The following is a 17670-nucleotide window of genomic DNA, read 5'->3' as shown; positions in this document are numbered from 1 at the left end:
GGGGGCGGCTGAGACAGACCGCGCAGGCGGCCAGCGAGGGAAACGTCCTGCGCTGCGAGTCGGCCGGGCATATCCAACGATCACCGATCGAATGGTGCGGGGCCGTAAGAGTAGATTCTCGTGAGCATCTTGTCTGATTGTGCTTCAAGGAATCGACGTTTGCCGAAAGCCAAGTATCTGGTGGGAACGATCAAGATCAATCGAACCGTCTGGGGCGAGAGCTAGTTGCACCCAATACTGCCGCAGAGGGAATTATTCATGTTGGGCGATGGCGATGGCGATGTGCCGGCGGCCGTCCGCAGCCCATTCAGGGCACTCTTGGCTTCCTCGTTATCAGGCTTCAGACGAAGAACCTCTTCGTAATCTCGAACGGCTGCCTGCGTGTTTCCGAGGGTGATATTAGCTTTCGCCCTGTTGATGAGCGTATTCGAGAAGGTCGGCCGCATCGCCAGCGCGCGGTTGAAATCGGCGATCGCAGCGCTCGGGTTCTGCAGGCCGGCATAGGCGACCCCGCGGTTGTGGAAGGCGTAGGGGTATTGATCGTCCGCCCGGATGGCGCTGTTGCAATCCGCCAGGGCATCCACGAACGCACCGCGGTCGATGTTTGCCCAGCAACGCCCATCGAGTGCAATCGCGCGCTGCCGCGGTGTCCGGGCCTCGGCCAAGAGGCGACCGCATCCGCCGACGCGCATCTCCGGGCTCCCCGATCGACAATCCTGGGCGGCATCGGCCAAAGCGGCGGGGCTTGCGAGCGCCATCGCCGCCATCAGGCAGGCGCGCGCACAAACGGTGAGGCCGAGTAAGGGCGCGCGCATGATCGATCCGTCCCGCTTTCGGTTCCTTGGGCAGCTCAGCGCTCTCAGCTGCAGCGATTGTTAAAGACGTCCCGGTTGGGCAGCTGCATTGAGTTCATCATGCGGAGCAGTTCGGCGCGGTACAGGTCGCCGAACTCGGCGGGAAAACGCCCCCCGATATTCGTGATCGTGCTGCGGTCGTCGCGCCGGATCGTCGCGAAGTCGTAGAAGCCCCGGTCGTCGAAGCTGCCCTGCGCGACGGCCGTGCCGCGGCCTTCGAGCACGAACCCGGCGCGGACCGGCGACGTATTGACCTCCTGCGCGCGGCTGATCTGGCTCCGGCGCGGCCGGATCTGCTCGGTGATGAACTGTTGCGCGTTGCCGCACCGCTCGTTCGGGCTGACCTGCACGTACATCACCACCTGCTCGCCGTGCTGGCGCGAGTGCCAGATCGTCGTGTAGGTCTGCTTCTGCGGATCGTACTGGTCGTTCGCCGTCGGCGAGATCTCGAGCAGGTTGGTCGAGTAGTTGAGCGTCCAGCCGGAGGCGCTTCCGACCGTGGTGCGCTGCTGCAGCTCACGCTGGCGCCGCTCCTCCTCCAGGCGGCGCTGCTCGTCCTGCTCGCGCTGGCGCCGCTCCTCCTCCCATTGCCGATCCCTCTCGTCCTGCCGTCTCCGCCTGTCCTCCTCCTGACGCCGGGCCTCGTCCGCCTGCTGGCGGCGGGCTTCGTCCTGGCGATCCCGCGTGCGGCCGCACTCGACCACGAAGGTATCGACAAGGGCGCGGAAGCGCCCAGCCGGGTAGGACGCGCTGTAGCTCGCGGTGGCCGTGGGGTCGTCGCAGGAGGCGACCGCCCGCTGATACGCCCGCTGCTCCCGCCCCGCCTGCAGCCGATCCTCGAAGGGACGGGCATAGGGATAGGTTCCCGTCATCGCCTCGCAGGCGCGGATCGCGGGATCGAGGTTCGCCCCGCGCAGCGCGGCCGGCTCTGCATTCGGGTCGATCTTGTTGCACTCCGTCCGCAGGCCCGCGAAGAACCCCTGTGGGATGAAGGCGAACGACGTGGTGAGCGCGCCGCTCGCCCGGGGCTCCAGATCGCTGCCGGCGAGGCCCCGCTTCAGGGTTTCGTGCGACTGCAGGAAGGTCTCGCCCTCCTGCGCCATCGCGGCGAGCATGGGATCGCGCAGCGAGGCCCGGCCCGCGAGCGGCGCGCCCGAGGCAGTGCGGCGGCCGGCGCGCTCGGCGCCGATGACGCTCGCCCCGGAACTCCCCGCCGCGGCATCGAAGTCGCAACGCCCGCCCGCCGCGGATTGACACTCATCGATCATGACGACGAGTTCGCGGGTCCGGCGTCGGGCGATGCGGCGCAGCACGTCGCTCAGCCGCACGCCCTCGCTGTCGAGCAGGCCCGGGCGCTGTCCGGCATCGGACGGGGTGTCCTGCGGCATCAGATAGGTGTCGTCGGCGCCGCCGATGCTCGGCCCGAGGGCGAAGACCGCCACCTGGGCGTCCTCCGGCAGGCGACCGACGGCCTCGCGCAATCCGCGATCCAGCTGCGGACGGTCGGCCGCCCCGACCGTCCACACCTCGAAGCCGAGGTCGCGCAGGCGCTTGCGATAGGCCTCCTCGTCGGCGTTAGCCGTCGCACAGCGTCCGAAGTGCCTCGGTGTGGCGGGGGGAGCGGTTGCGCCACAGGGCGTAGTAGTAGGCGGCCCGCACGATGTCGGGCCGCGCCGCCTCGCGGTACGCCGCGTCGGCGTTGCCGGGGTCGTAGAAGCGCGCGAGCTGCCAGGCCGCATCCGCGCTCGTGACCGGATCGGCCTCCTCGAAGGCGCGGAAGGCCGTGCTCCCCTGCCGGGAGGCGAGCGCCGTCTCGCCGAGTTCCAGGAAAGCGCCGGCCAGCGCGCGCTCATCGATGAGGCGGGCATAGCGCTGCCGCAGCTCGGCGGCCGTCAGGCGGGAAGCCGGCTCCGGAGGAATAGCATTCCATGGGCAGCTTCAAGCAACCAAATATGTATTCGCCCGTCCACGATTAAGTTTTGAAAGCAACGTCATCGGGAATCGCCCGCTAAAGCGACGCCTCATCCAGGATGCGGCTGCCGTTGCACGGGCACCACGTCGCCCGGTCGAGGCTGCGGTGGACGTTCACGAACCGCCGCCCCTGCGCATGACCCCGGATGCGCAGGACGCTTGCGCACCGCCCATGCTTCTCTCCTTTCCGCGTCCATTCGAGTTGTCGCCCCGAAATTCTGTCGGATCCCAGTGTGATCTCCGCCAAGCTCTCAGAATTTGTAGACCAGGCTCCCCTTGGCGGCGTGGTCCTGGGCACGGGCGCCGATCTGCCCGGTGTAGGACAGCCCGGCGCTCAGGCCCGGCGCCAGCATCACCCCGAGCCCGACCTCGCTCACCAGCGCGTCCCGGTCGAGCGGCAGGCCCCGGCTCGTGAACTGCGCCCCAGTCCCGCGGAAAGCTAGCGGCACAGTCGGCACTAGGTCGCCGAACGACCGCCGGTAGGCGATCATCCCGTGCACGAAGGCCGGCGCAGGTCCGTCGCGGTCGAGTTGCACCTGCATCCGCAAGCCCGCCGTGGCGCTCGGCACCGTGTGGTCCTGCCCGAAGCCGGCCAGCGTGGCCGCACCGCCCCGCTCTGCAAATCGCTCGCGCGTGACCGACACCACCGCCCCGCCCGCGAACGGCTCCAAGTCCACCGCCTCGCTCAGGCCGATCCGATAGCCCGCCTCGCCGAAGCCCTGCACGCTGTGCCCGCCCAGCCGCGCCGTCGCGCTGTCCGACAGGCCCGGGAACGCGACCACGCGCCGGAGCTGGGCCGGATCGTCCGCCGCCAGCGCGCCGAACCGCAGCACGGGCGATCCCGCCTCCAGGCTGCCGTAGATGCCCCCGAACGTGCTGGTCAGCGCGCCGGTCTGCACCTGGGCCGGGCTGGCAAAGCTCGACTCCAGGTTGCCACCGACCGCGCCTAGGCGCAGGGCGCCGAGCGGCGTGTCGATCCGCGCATCCAGGCCCAGCAGGAAGCCCGCGCTGGAACGCGACAGCCCGGCGGCGTTGCCGTCCGTGCGCACGTGCCCGACGCTGCCGAGCCCCTGCCCCCACAGGCTCACGGCCGTCTCCGGCCTGTCGCCGGGCTGCGCCGCCGGTGCCGTGTCCCAGCGCAGCCGATCGAGCACCGCCTCGCGCAGAAGGCCCGCATTGGCGAACACGGTCGAGGCGAGGGTGGCATGCCCGTCCCCAGACAGCGCGGCGAAGGCCGCCCGCGCCTGGGGCGCCGAGAGCATCGCCACCGCGTCGTAGAGCGGTGAGCCGACCGCGCCCGCCTGCACGGCCCCCGCCGCCGCACGCTGGTTGCCCGTCTGCGCCACCGCGGAAAAGTCGAGGTCGTTGCGCGCCAGCGTCAGCGTGACCGCGTCGGGGGCGTAGCCCAGGAACGGGGTCAGGAAGGCGAAGGTGCTGCTCACCCCGGCAAACCGCCCCTGCACGCCGCCCGAAGCGGTCAGGATCGTGTAGCGGGTACGCGGGGCATATTGGCCGGTGCCGGCGACCGCCTGGACGGTGGCGCCCGCCACCGTGGCGCTGCCGCCGACATCGACCCGGTCGGCGCGGCCGTCCGCGGTGGCGTCGACCCGGTAGAGCGCCCCCGGCGCCAAGCTAAGGTTACCGGCCACGCTGATCCGGCCCAGCGCCCCCGCGCCGATGCCTGGAGCGAGCGTCGCGCCGGTGCCGAGGCTCACGCTGCCGAACCGGGCCTCGCCGGTGAGCAGGCTGCCGGGCCCCATGGCGAGGGCGGCGTTGGGCAGGGCTCCGGTGACGGCGAGTTCGCCGCCGAGCACACGGACCGGCCCGGACAGGGGGCTGAGCCCCGACAGGGTCAGGGTTCCAGACCCGACCTTGGTCAGGCTGGTCTGCGTGGCGCCGTCGACGATCCGGCCGGCATAGAGGGTGGAGGTGCCGTCGCCGCCGACGGTGAGCTGACCGTTGCCCAGCACGGCCTCGGGCGTGGAGCCGGCCAGCGAGCCGACCGCGAGGTCGGTGCGGCCGAGGTCGAGGCTGCCGTCGTTGGTGAGCCGGGTGATGCCGGTGGTCGGTCCGGTGAGCGCGATCGTGGCGCCGGGGGCGTTGCTCACCGCGCCCGCGAGCACGCCCGAGGCCTGCACGAGGCCGGTGTTGGCCAGCCCACCCGTCAGGGTGCCGGAGCTGATCAGGGTGCCGGCATTGGCGAAGGGCGTCGAGACGGTGGTGAAGGTGCCGGTGTTGACGAGCGTTGCGCCGGCGGCGTTGACGGCGTCGGCGGTGTAGTGGCCGGCGTTGACGAGGCGGCCGGTGTTGAGCAGGTCGTCGACGACGCTGGCATTCTGCGCCACGGTGAGCAGGCCGGCATTGGCGATGCCGCCGGCCAGGAAGCGGCCGCCGTCGGTGACCGCGACGGTGCCGACGTTGGTGAGCAGCCCACTGAGGCTGTAGGTGCCGGTGACGGCGAGCGTCGCGCCCGTGGCGTTGGCGAAGGTGCTGTCGCTGGCCACTGCCCCCGTGACGGCGAGCGTGCCGGCCTCGTTGCGGATCGCGCCGTCGAGGCGGCCGACCGAGGCCGTGACGGTACCCGTATTGGTCAACCCGCCCGCGATCGTGCCCGAGGTAATGAGCGTGCCGGTGTTCGACACGCCGCCCGTGACGGCACCGCTATTGGCCGCCTGACCGGCATTGGCGAGGCTGCCGGCGATGGTTCCGCTGGTCGAGAGCGTACCAGTGTTGGCGACCGCGCCGGTGATCGTCCCGCCATTCGTGAGGCTGCCGGCATTGCCGAGGCCGGCGAGCGCCGTGAGGCTGGCGGTCTGGGCGACCGTAACGGTGCCGGTATTGGTGAGCGGCCCGGCGAGGCTGTAGGCGCCGGTGACCGCGAGGGCGGCGCCGGGGGCATTGGCAAGGGCCGCGTCGCTGGAGACCGTGCCGGAGACGATCAGGGTGCCGGCGTCGTTGCGGATGGCGCCGTCGATCCGGCCGGCGCTGGCCGTGACGGTGCCGGTGTTGGTCAGCCCACCCGCGATCGTGCCGCTCGTCGCAAGCGCGCCGCTGTTCGACACACCGCCCGTGACGGCACCGCTGTTGGCCGCCTGACCGGCATTGGCAAGGCTGCCGGCGATGGTTCCGCTGGTCGTGAGCGTACCGGTATTCGCGACCGCGCCGGTGATCGTCCCGCCATTCGTGAGGCTGCCGGCATTGCCGAGGCCGGCGGGCGCCGTGAGGCTGGCAGTCCGGGTGATCGCGACGGTGCCGGTATTGGTGAGCGGCCCGGCGAGGCTGTAGGCGCCGGTGACCGCGAGCGTCGCGCCGGGGGCATTGGCGAGGGCCGCGTCGCTGAAGACCGTGCCGGAGACGATCAGGGTGCCGGCGTCGTTGCGGATGGCGCCGTCGATCCGGCCGGCGCTGGCCGTGATGGTACCGGTGTTGGTCAGCCCACCCGCGATCAGACCGGAATTCGTCAGGGTGCCGGTGTTGCCTACGCCACCGGTGATGGCGCCGTCGTTGAAGGCCAGACCGGCATTGGTGAGGCCGCCGGCGATCGTGCCGGTGCTCGCCAGGGTGCCGGAATTGCTGACGCCTGCGGCGGTCGTGAGGCTGGCGGTTCGAGCGACCGTGACGAGTCCGGCATTGGTCAGCGCGCCGACGAGATTGTAGGCGCCGGTGACGACCAAGCCGGCATTGGCGGCGTTGGCGAAGGTGCCGTCGCTGGCCACCGCCCCGGAGACCGTGAAGATCCCGGCGTCGTTGCGGATGGCACCGTCGATCCGGCCGGCGCTGGCCAGCACCGTGCCGGTGTTGGTCAGCCCGCCCGCCACCGTGCCGGAGGTTATCAGGCTGCCGATATTGGTGACGGCACCCGTGATGGCGCCGCTGTTGAACGCCGTGCCGGCATTCGTGAGCCCGCCCGCCAGGGTTCCGGCGTTGACCAGGGCGTTGTCGGGCCGGGTGAGCACCGGGGCGGCGAGACTGGCGGTTGCGGTGAGGCTGAGCGTGCCGGCCGCGATGGTGGTAGTGCCGGTGTAGGTGCTGGCGCCGGTCAGCGTCAGGGTGCCGGCGCCGGCCTTGGTCAGGCCGCCGGTTCCGTCGAGGGTGCCGGCGAAGGTGGTGGAGGTGTCGTCCCCGCCGGCGGTGAGGCGGGCGGAGCCCAGCGCGACGCGGCCCTGCCCGGCGAGGGATCCGATGGTCTCGCTGTCGGCGAGCGCCAGGGTGGCACCGGCCGCGATGGTGACGGCGCTGAGATCGCCGATGGCCTGCCCGCCCTGCGCCAGGAGGGTGCCTTCCGCGAGGGTGGTGGCGCCGGTGTAGGTGTTGGTGCCGGCCAGGGCGAGGGTTCCGGCGCCGAGCTTGGTGAGTCCGCCGGGTCCGGCGAGGGCCTGGGCGAGGGTGAAGGTGTTGGCGGGATCGGCGATGTCGAGGCCGCCGCCGTTCTGGCCCCAGGTGATCGGGCGGGTCGTGGCGGTGAAGGCGGTTCCGGTGATCTGGAGGGTTCCGCCGTCGAAGGTGAGGGGGCTGGCGGCGGCGCCGAGGTTGGCATCCCGCGCGACCGAGAGGGTGCCGCCCGCGAAGGTGACGCCGCCCGAGAAGGTGTTGGTACCGGAGAGCGTCAGCGTGCCATCCCCGAGCTTGATCAAGGTCCCCGGACCGGACACGGTGTTCGACACCGTCAGGGTCTGAGCCGGATCGACGGCCAGACCCGAGGCCCCTTCCAAGGTGAAGGGACGCGTGGACGTGAAGCTCGCCGTCGCCTCCAGGGCGGCCCCGTCGCCGATCGTGACAGCGCCGTAGGCTTGGCCGAGATTCGCCTCGCGCGACACCGAAACGGTGCCCGCCAGGATCTGCGTGCCGCCGGTATAGGTATTGTCGGCCTGCAGGATCAATCGACCCTGGCCTGTCTTGGACAGGCCGCCATTGCCGGACACGACCGCATCCTCCGTGAGCGTCGCACCGGCGAGCGCCCCGAGGGTCCCGCCGTCGTTCAGGATGACGGGCCGCCCGAGCGCGAAGCTCCGGGTGGCGATCAGCGCGCTCTTGTTCTCCAGCGTCACGGTGTTGCTGGAATCGCCGAGCGCCTCGGTCTTGTCGACGGCAAGCCCGCCCTGCCAGACGAAGACGCCGCCGGTGAAGTCGCTCGTCCCGGTCAGGAGCTGGATGCCGGTCCCGTCCTTGATCAAGCCGCCATTGCCGGAGATGCGCCCGTCGAAGTGCGGCACCATGGTCGCGCCGCCGACGTCGAGCACCAGCGGCGCCATCTCGGTCGTCAGCAGATGGGCCCTGGTGGCGCGGCCATGGTCGTCGAGGTTCTTGAGGACGAGCGGCAGGAGCGGCCCGTTATCGTCCGGCTGGTCGTCGCCATAGCCGGTCGCGGGGGGATTGGGCGCCACGGCCTGATATTGCCGGAACGCGTCGGAGTTCAGTTGCTGCTGGAGGGCTTGTCCGATCCTCAGCAGCGTCTGCTCCTGATAGGGATTGGCGTCGATGAGGATGTTCGCCGGCGTCCCATCCACCTGAAAGGGCACGTTGAGCTGGGGCGAGGTGGATGTCTGTTCCGTCGAGAAGGTGAAGATGCCGAGGCCGTCGTTGGTGTCGTCGTCCGTGCCGAGGAAGCCGATCACGGCATCGACCCCGAGGGCATTGCGGACATTCGACATCAGCGCCGTCGAGATCCGGATCCAGTTCGCGTAGGCGCGATTGAACTCGTCGATGGTGGCGTAGGAGGGGCCGATCTTCTGCGCCGCCAGACCAGCCAGGGCTGCATCGCCACTGAGGCCGGGGTTCTTCTGGGCGAAGGCCACGAGATCGTCGATCGTGCGGGCGTAAACCTTCGGGTCCACGTTCAGCCGCGAGAACTTGTCTCCCAGCAGCCGGACGAAGGCACTCTTGTAATCGTCGGGCGACGAGACGCGCGCGGCCAGATAGCCCGAGATCGAAACGTACGCATCGTAGAAGTAGAATTGTACGGCCCCGTTGGTCGCGGCCTCGACCCACCTGGCGCCGTCGGTGAAGTTTTGCCGGATATCGTTCAGGAACGCGGCTCGGCCGGCCGGATCGGCCGGGATCGCAACGGACGCATCGACGAACTTCACGAACTGGGCGAAATCGTCGTCCGACATCGCCAGGACCGCCGTCTTGACCGCCGCGTCGACCCCGGCACGATCGAGCGACACCACGGCGGCGTTCGCGGCCGTCAGCATTCCGCCGACGACGGAATTGAATTGCGCCGGCCGTTGAGGATCCTCGGTGGGCGTCGCGCTGTAGATGCCGACCTTCAGGCCGGTCAGGTCGCCGGTCAGGCCGGCATTGTAGTCGGCGGGCCGGACGAAGTCCTTGCTGCGCGTGTCGATCGTATCGAGCTTGACCATCCCGTTGAGGGCGAGGGCGAGGTCATGGACGCTGTTGCCCATCGGGCCGGCGGTATCGATCTGTTGGGAATAGGGTGCGATGCCGGTCGTGCTGATCAGGCCCGCCGTCGGCTTGAGGGCGTAGAGCCCCTGCTGCTGCGCGGGATAGATAATCGAGTCGGAGGTTTGCGATCCGACGGTGAGTGGCGCGAAGCGCATGGCGGCCGCGATGCTCGGCCCGCTGCTGGATCCGGCCACCGCGATCGACGGATCGACCGGGCTGATCGTCTGGCCGCCCGTGTCGCTGCGATTGTTGCTCGATAGGCCGGCCCACTGGCCCATATTGGCCCTGCCCATGATGAGCAGGCCCTGCTCCCGCATCCCGGTCACCAGGGTCGCCTCGGTCGCCGGACGGGATCCGATGAGGGCAGCCGAGCCCGCGGTGGTGCGCAGATCGTCGGCGGTGCCGATGTTCATCTTGAGCAGGACCGGCACGCCGAACAGCGGCGGCAGCGTCCGGCCCTCGCGCTGCGCCTCCAGCCGCTGCGCGTCCGCCTGATCGGCGAGCGTCAGGATATCCGGATTGATCTGCTCGACGGAGCGCAGGGCCGGGCCCGCATGGTCGAGTTGCTGGATCTTGTACATGTACTGCAACACGATCTCGCGCGAGGTCGTCTCGCCCCGTTGCAGCATGCCGGCGAGGTCCACGGCCGTTCGCCCGGTCAGGTCGACGCCGCCGTAATCGGGCAGCGGATCGGTCGAGAGGGTTCGCGTCAGGGAGACGGGGGCTGGCGGCTTCGGCACCGAGGCATCCGTGAGCCCGAGCCGCCCCACGAGACCGACGATGTCGGCTTCCGTCGCGGCGCGCGGATCGAAGGTCACGAGCGGCCGGGCGGAGACCGATAAGGCGTCGATCTCTGCGTCGGTCTTGATCTGGCCGGCGCGGATATAGGCCGCGCGGACGACGTCACGCAGGGCGAGCTGGTCCTGGGGATCGGTCGCCTGCGCGGCGGCCGGCGCGGTCATCCAGAGGGCGCCCAGGAGGGTTCCGGAAACGCGCAGACGCCCCCGTGATGCGGGCAGGCCAAGGAACATGGTCGATCTCCGGAGCTGTGATTCTGATGAGCGTGTTCGATGGGTCAGGGCGCGCCCTGCGAGCCGCGGACGGACTCGCGGGGGCCGCTGCCCTCGGTGGTGGGCGCCGTGCGCCGATTGGCGCAGGGGGCCGGCGGGAGCGGCCGCGAGAGGGGTGCCGCCATGGCCGCGATCGGCCCCGCGGACGGGGACGAGGCGGATGGCTGGAACGGGACCAAGCTCTGCCTGTGGGCAGAGCGGAAATCGCGATCGGGCGTCCGGTGCGCGAACGCCAGGCGATGAATCGGATCACCGCCGGTCACTTGGCTTCTCCGCTCAAGCCTGTCGTCACCGAGAATTTCTCGGCGATCGCCGAGACCGGCTCCGCGAAGGCTAGGCAAGCACGCTGGTTACCCAAGTCACAACAAGGAGGATATGGGACAAAGTCTGCGCCGTTCATGCCAACGAGATTAAAAAATAACTCCGCAATCGATCAAGCGGCATCAACGTGTGCTGTATATCATTGAAAATTGATCGTATTGAACCGTTTGTAATTATTCATTCAAGAACTTTGCTGGCGACCGATTGCGGCGGATCTTGGCATTCCAAAGTTCTGGCACAATAATTGCTTGCGGCAACTCAGAGGCGCCGGTCCGAATGGAGCGCAAATCGCGCCGACCACGACCGTTTAGCCGGACATGTGGCTCGATAGTCACAGGCCGGGGCCAGCGCCCTCTTCTTCCGTGAGAGGGCAGGGGGGGGCGAAACCGCCGGCGAAGTTCGTGTTGTGGGTCGGCCGGGCGCTCTCAACAGTCGTGAGCGCTCACATCCAGCACTGGAACGCGGGCCTCGTCAGGCGGGACGGGCCCCAGCGAGCCTTCGACGGTGGCCGCTGGCTTCGGCTTGCTTTCGATCAACCTGCGACCGCGTGCACGAGGTATCGCCGCCCAGGGTCGGTTTGCGGCCCCGATGGGGGCGCCCTCGGTGCACCGAACCGCCGCCCATCGCGGCGGCGATTGCCTAATGTCTGGGCCTCGGCTGGCCGCCCCGTGCCGCGAACGCAGTTTCCGACCTGGATCGAGGGTTTCCGCTCGCTGAGGGTGCGTTCAAGCGATCCGCGCGGCGTGAAGTGGGTCGACCCCACATAGGCGGGCCGTGAGAGTGTTGCGAAAATGGCGCACGCCTGTCGGTTGATGCGCCCACCGGATTTCAGCCGGGGAGCAAGTTTTGTGCCAATATGGAAAACGGTTGATGTAATTGGTTAGCCGGCGCCCGACCAACACGGTGGTCGCCGGAGAATTCCTGTTTCTTCCAAGTATAAGTAGGCATATCCAAAATATTGTTTTGTCAGTTGCGCTAAACACAAAGCTACATTTAGATCCGATCCGAGCATATGGCTAAGACGAAGGCCGGATGGAATTCAAAGACCGGCGAAAAATCTTGCCTTAATGCGAAATTTTGGATCGTGGGCGGATCAAATGTGCAAAGACACTGAATCTCCATTGTTCGTCTCGGAAAAGAGACGTCTTCGGGATTCGGTTCTCTCGATCTCTTGGCGTGCGAGCCTGGGCCTCGCGGTTTTGGGTTGGTCCGGTCCCAACCCCGCCCTGGCGCAAAGTGCCGTCAGCACGGATCCGGAATCGTGGCGCACCCCGGAATATCGGGCCGACTGGGGCCTGGACGCGATGCGCGCCGCCGATGCCTATGCGGCCGGCTACACGGGTTTGGGCGTCACGGTTGGCGTGGTCGATTCGGGCATCTACATCGCCCACCCGGAATTCGCCGACGGCCGCGTGAAGCCCCTCACGATCACCGGCACCTTCGGATCGGACGGCTATTACTTCATGAACGGGTCGGGGGCGCCGGACGACCGGTCGCCGCAACTGAGTTTCTTCGACAAGGGCGAACCCTACACCGTCCCCGGTACCTACGATCCCGCCGTCAACGATCCGCACGGCACCCACGTGACCGGGTCGATCGCGGCGTCCCGCAACGGCGTCGGCATGCACGGCGTGGCGTTCGACGCCTCGGTCTACGTGGCGAACACGCACACGACGGATGAAGGCAACTACGGGGCGAACGCCGACTACGCGTACTTCAAGAACGCCTATGGCAGTCTCGCGGCCGCGGGTGCCCGAGCGATCAACTCGTCCTGGGGCAGCCCGCCGCCCACGGACAATTACAACACCATCCCAGGCTTACGCCAAGCCTACACGAAATTCGACGGCCAGCTCGGCTATGTCGATGCCTTGTCCGATGTCGCCAAGCAGTACGGCATCATCCAGGTCTTCGCTGCGGGAAACACCGGCTGGGACAATCCAAATGTCCGCTCGTCCCTGCCGTATTTCAGGCCCGAAATCGAGAAGAACTGGCTCGCGGTCGGCGCGGCCGATCGAGGCATCAACAAAAGCACGGACCCGGACGATGTCATCCTCGCCGGATTCTCGAACCGCGCCGGCGTCGCCAAGTATTGGTATGTCGTTGCCCCGGGCGAGGACATCAACAGTACGGTGCCGACGTACACGCGAAGCGCCGTCTGGAACGCCAATGAATGGGGCATCGATCCGAACCATCAGACCGGCTACACCACGGTCGGCGGGACCTCGATGGCGGCGCCGCACGCCACCGGCGCGCTGGCGGTCATCATGCAGCGCTATCCGTACATGACCAACACGCAGGCCCGCGACGTCCTGCTCACCACCGCCTATCACCGCGATGCCGTCGATGGCGTGCCCGACGCCAATCCCAATGCACCCAATGCGGTCTGGGGCTGGGGCTTGATCGACCTCGACAAGGCCATGCGGGGGCCCGGCCAGTTCCTGGGATCCGTCGCCGCGAACCTCCCCGCGGGCGTGAAGGACACGTGGTCCAACGATATCTCCGAGGACGCGCTGATCCAGCGCAAACAGGAGAACGACGCCGAGGCGGCCACCTGGGCGACCCGCAAGGCCACCCTCGATTCACGCCTTCAGACGCCGGTCCTGACGGCCGGCCTCCCGGCCAGCCGAACCGCGCTCGACGGCGTCGTCAGCGCCCTGCGCAACGGCAGCGAATCCGGGATCACGAACGCCATCAAGGCCGCCAACGACGATCCCGTCGCCAATCAGGTCCTGGCGACGTTCATCCGGTCCAACGGATATGACAGCGTCTGGCCGCTCACGGACCCGGCCTACGCCTCTGCCCGCACCGATGTGGGCAACCTCCTGAACAGCTATATCTCGGGGCTGACGAGCGCCGATTACGACAGCACCATCGCTCAGATCGTCCGCGATTGGCAGAACGAGTCTCGGTTCGAGCCCCTGCGGATCGCCGCGTTCGCCGACATCCCCACCCAGGGTAGCTTGATCAAGCTCGGGGATGGCACGCTGACGCTCTCCGGTACCAACACCTTCTCGGGCGGCGTCACCTTCGCGGGCGGCACCCTCTCGGTCGCGCGGGATGCCAACCTCGGCGCCGCGGGCGGTCCCCTCGCCTTCGACGGCGGAACCCTCCAGATCACCGGAACCGCCTTCACCGCCACGACCCGCCCGATCACCTGGGGCCAGAACGGCGGCGGTCTCGACATCGCCGATCCCGCCAACACCTTCACCCTCGCCCAGGCGCTTTCCGGACCCGGGGGCCTGACCAAGCTCGGCGCCGGAACCCTCGCCCTGGCCGGCACCAACACCTACACCGGCGCCACCACCCTCGCGGAAGGCACCCTCCTGGCGCAGGGCGGGCAGGCCATCGGCGATCTCAGCGCCGTCACCATCGCGGCCGGCGCAACCCTGGCGCTCGCCGACGGCGAGACCATCGGATCCCTCGCCGGGCAGGGCCGCGTCGCGCTGGTCTCCGCCCGCCTCACCGCCGGCGGGGACAACACCTCCACCACCTTCGCCGGAACCCTCGACGGAACCGGCGGCCTGACCAAGGCCGGTGCCGGCACCCTGACCCTGACCGGCGCCAGCACCTACACCGGCGGCACCACCATCGCGGCCGGTACACTCAGCGCGGCCAACGCCGCGGCGCTCGGCACCTCCGTCGCCACCGTCACCGCCGGTGGAACCCTCGACGTGAACAGCGTCACCCTCGCCAACGCCCTGACGCTGGCTGGCACCGGCGCGGGCGGCGTCGGCGCGCTCACCGGTACCGGCACCGCCGGCGTCTCGGGGGCGATCACGCTGGCCGGCAACGCAGCCCTCGGCGGCAGCGGCACCCTGACCCTCTCCGGCACCATCGGCGACGGCGGCAATGGCTACGGGCTGTCGAAGGTTGGCACCGGCACCGCCATCCTCACCGGCGCCAACACCTATACCGGCACCACCACGATCTCCGGCGGTACCCTGGCGCTGGCCGGGGCCGGCTCGCTCAGCGCCGCCAGCGGCGTGGCGCTGGCCACCGGCGCCCGCTTCGACATCGCGGGCCTGGCCGGGGCCGGCACCACGATCGCCGGCCTCGTCGACACGGCCGCCGGCCAGGCCGGCACCGTCACCCTCGGCAGCAAGACCCTGACCCTGGCCGATGCCAGCGGCAGTTTCGGCGGCAGCATCGCCGGCACCGGCGGCCTGACCCTCACGGCGGGCACCCAGACGCTGACCGGGACCAGCACCTACTCCGGCCGCACCACGATCGCGGGCGGCACCCTGGCACTGGCCGGGGCCGGCTCGCTCGGCGCCGCCAGCGGCGTCGCGCTCGCCACCGGCGCGCGCTTCGACATCGCGGGCCTGGCCGGGGCCGGCACCACGATCGCGAGCCTGTCGGATACCGCCGCGGGCCAGGCCGGCACCGTCGCGCTCGGCGCCAAGACTTTGACGATCGCCAGCGCCAGCGGCAGCTTCGGCGGTGGGATCAGCGGAACCGGCAGCCTGAGCCTGACCGGCGGCACCCAGGCGCTGACCGGCGCCAGCACCTATTCCGGCGGCACCACCATCGCGGCCGGCGCGCTCAGCGTGGCCAATGCCGCAGCGCTCGGCACCGGAGCGGCGACGGTCGCGGCGGCGGCCACCCTCGACGTGAACAGCGTCACCATCGCCAACACCCTGACGCTGGCAGGCACCGGCGCGGGCGGCGTCGGCGCGCTCACCGGCACCGGCACCGCCGGCGTCTCGGGGGCGATCACGCTGGCCGGCAACGCCGCGCTCGGCGGCAGCGGCACCCTGACCCTCTCCGGCCCCATCGGCGACGGCGGCAACGGCTACGGCCTGTCCAAAATCGGCACCGGCACCGCCATCCTCACCGGCGCCAGCAGCTACACGGGCGCCACCACGATCTGGGGCGGCACCCTGGCGCTGGCCGGGGCCGGGTCCCTCGGCGCGAGCGGCGTGGCGCTCGCCGCCGGCGCCCGCTTCGACATTGCGGGTCTGGCCGGCGCCGGCACCACGATCGCCGGCCTCGCCGACGCCGCGGGCGAGGCCGGCACCGTGACCCTCGGCAGCAAGACCCTGACCCTGGCCGACGCCAGCGGCAGCTTCAGCGGCAGCATCGCCGGCACCGGCGGCCTGAGCCTGACCGGCGGCCGGCAGATCCTGACCGGGACCAGCACCTACACGGGCGCGACCACCGTGGCGGACGCCACGCTGGAGATCGACGGCGTGCTCAGCGCCTCCGAGGTGACGGTCCGGCGCGGGGGCACGCTGTCGGGCACGGGCAAGATCGGCGATCCGCTGATCGAGGCCGGCGGCCGGCTGGCACCGGGCAGCGCCGCGGCCATCGGCACCCTGGCGATCCACGGCCCGCTGACCTTCGCGCCGGGCGCGTTCTACACGGTCCGGATCACGCCCACCGCCAACGACCGCACCGACGTGACCGGACCGGTGACGATCCAGGGCGGCACCGTGCAGGTGCTGGCGGGTTCGGGCACCTACACGCCGGCGCTGCGCTACACGCTGCTCACCGCCACCGGCGGCATCACCGGCACGTTCACCAGCCTGCAGACCACGAGCAACCTCGCCTTCCTGACGCCGTCGCTGAGCTACGAGACCCACGGCATCGCCCTCGGCTTCGCCCAGACGGCCCCGCTCACCAGCGTGGCCACGTCGCCGAACCAGGCCAGGATCGCGGGTGCCCTCAACGGCACCGGGCCGACCGTCACCAGCACGCCGACCACGGCCGGCGGCGCGCCCGCCGTGACCACGAGCGTGTCGGCCACAGGCACGGTCACGACCGCGGTGAGCACCGGCACCGGCACGACCACGGTCGTGTCGAGCCCGGCCGCGCAGGTGACCACGGCGCTGCTGAACCAGACCGCGTCCGGCGCCGTGCGGGCGCTCAACAGCCTATCGGGTGAGATCCAGGGCTCGGCCGCCTCCGTGCGGGCGCAGACCGCCGTCGCCGCGCAGGGCAGCCTGCTTGAGCACCTGCGCTTCGGCGCCGGTCCGGCCGGTGGTCTCGGCCTGACCGGCGCTGCCGGCCAGCGTTTCGCCCCCGGCACCACGCTGACGGCCGGCTACGCGGCCCTCACCCCGGATGAGCCTGCCACCGGTCTCGTGCCGGTGCGGCCGCTCGCGCCGCGCTACGCCGTCTGGGGGCAAGCCTTCGGGGTGTTCGGTTCGAGCGATGCCACCCGCAACACCGCCCGTCTCACCCGGGAGACCGGCGGCTTCGTGCTTGGCGCCGAGACCGGCCCGGGCGTGCTCGGCGACGGGCTGGGCGCTGTCCTCGACGGTTGGCGCTTCGGCGTAGCGGGCGGCACCAGCGTCACGCAGTTCGACGCGACCACCCGCCAGTCGTCCGGTCGGATCGAGGGCAGCTTCGGCGGGGCTTACATCAACGGAACGCTCGGACCCGTGCAGGTCCGGCTCGGGGCCCTGTATGGCAGGGACGCCCTCGACACCCGCCGGACGGTGCTGTTCCCGGGCTTCTCGCAGGCAGTCAGCGGCCGCGCTGGCGGCAGCACGCTGCAGGGCTTCGGCGAGATCGGCTACCGGATCGGCGGGGCGGAGCGCTATGTCGAGCCGTTCGTGGGCGGGGCGGTATTGCGCATGCGTCGGGACGGCTTCACCGAGACGGGGGGCTCGGCGGCGCTGGCGGCGTTCGGGCGGACCGATCTGATCGAGACGGCCACGGCCGGCGTTCAGGCACAGGCGGTGGTGGCGGATCTGTTCGGGGGCGCCGGCCCCCTGCTGGCGCAGGGTCTGATCGGCTACCGGCGGGCGTTCGGGGACGTGGCGCCGGCCGCGCTGGTGACATTCCGGGGCAGCACGGCCTTCCGGACGGCGGGCGCGCCGCTGGCCCCGGACGCAGCGGTGGCGTCGGCTGGCCTGGACTGGGCGGTGGCGCGGGGAACGGTGGTGGGTCTGAGCTATGACGGCCAGCTCGGGGTGCGGACGCGCGAGCACGCCATCAAGGCCAGCCTCTCGTACCGCTGGTGAACGCGGCGGGCCGGCCTCAACCCGACGCCGGGGCGACTGTCGCCGCCCCCCGGCGTGTCCGTATCGGCTCCTCTTCACTAT

Annotated in this window: 4 protein-coding genes; 1 reads left to right on the top strand and 3 read right to left on the bottom strand. The window is 70.0% G+C overall.

From position 1 onward, the window contains the following. Positions 1 to 221: 221 nt before the first annotated feature. From BLQ49_RS18935 to BLQ49_RS18915, 3 genes are all read right to left on the bottom strand, one after another. The gene (locus tag BLQ49_RS18935) at positions 222 to 758 is read right to left on the bottom strand and encodes a tetratricopeptide repeat protein (RefSeq protein WP_244507670.1); all 537 of its coding nucleotides are present in this window, start codon (positions 756 to 758) and stop codon (positions 222 to 224) included. A gap of 101 nt (positions 759 to 859) precedes the next feature. Continuing rightward, positions 860 to 2335 (bottom strand): hypothetical protein, encoded by a 1476-nt coding sequence (locus BLQ49_RS30645; RefSeq protein ID WP_208859084.1) that lies wholly within the window; start codon positions 2333 to 2335, stop codon positions 860 to 862. Between the two features lie 741 nt (positions 2336 to 3076). Next, positions 3077 to 10261 (bottom strand): amidase family protein, encoded by a 7185-nt coding sequence (locus BLQ49_RS18915; protein WP_091718432.1) that lies wholly within the window; start codon positions 10259 to 10261, stop codon positions 3077 to 3079. Positions 10262 to 11925: 1664 nt separating this feature from the next. On the opposite strand from BLQ49_RS18915, the gene BLQ49_RS18905 reads away from it, so the two are divergent. Continuing rightward, on the top strand, positions 11926 to 17589 hold the full coding sequence (locus tag BLQ49_RS18905) for a S8 family serine peptidase (protein WP_167627737.1): 5664 nt from the start codon (positions 11926 to 11928) through the stop codon (positions 17587 to 17589). The last annotated feature ends 81 nt before the right edge of the window (positions 17590 to 17670 follow it).

It is taken from the genome of Methylobacterium phyllostachyos (assembly GCF_900103445.1).
Classification (GTDB): Bacteria; Pseudomonadota; Alphaproteobacteria; order Rhizobiales; family Beijerinckiaceae; genus Methylobacterium; species Methylobacterium phyllostachyos.
The sequence above is the reverse complement of the archived record's forward strand: the minus strand, read 5'-3'. Positions and strand labels throughout refer to the sequence as shown.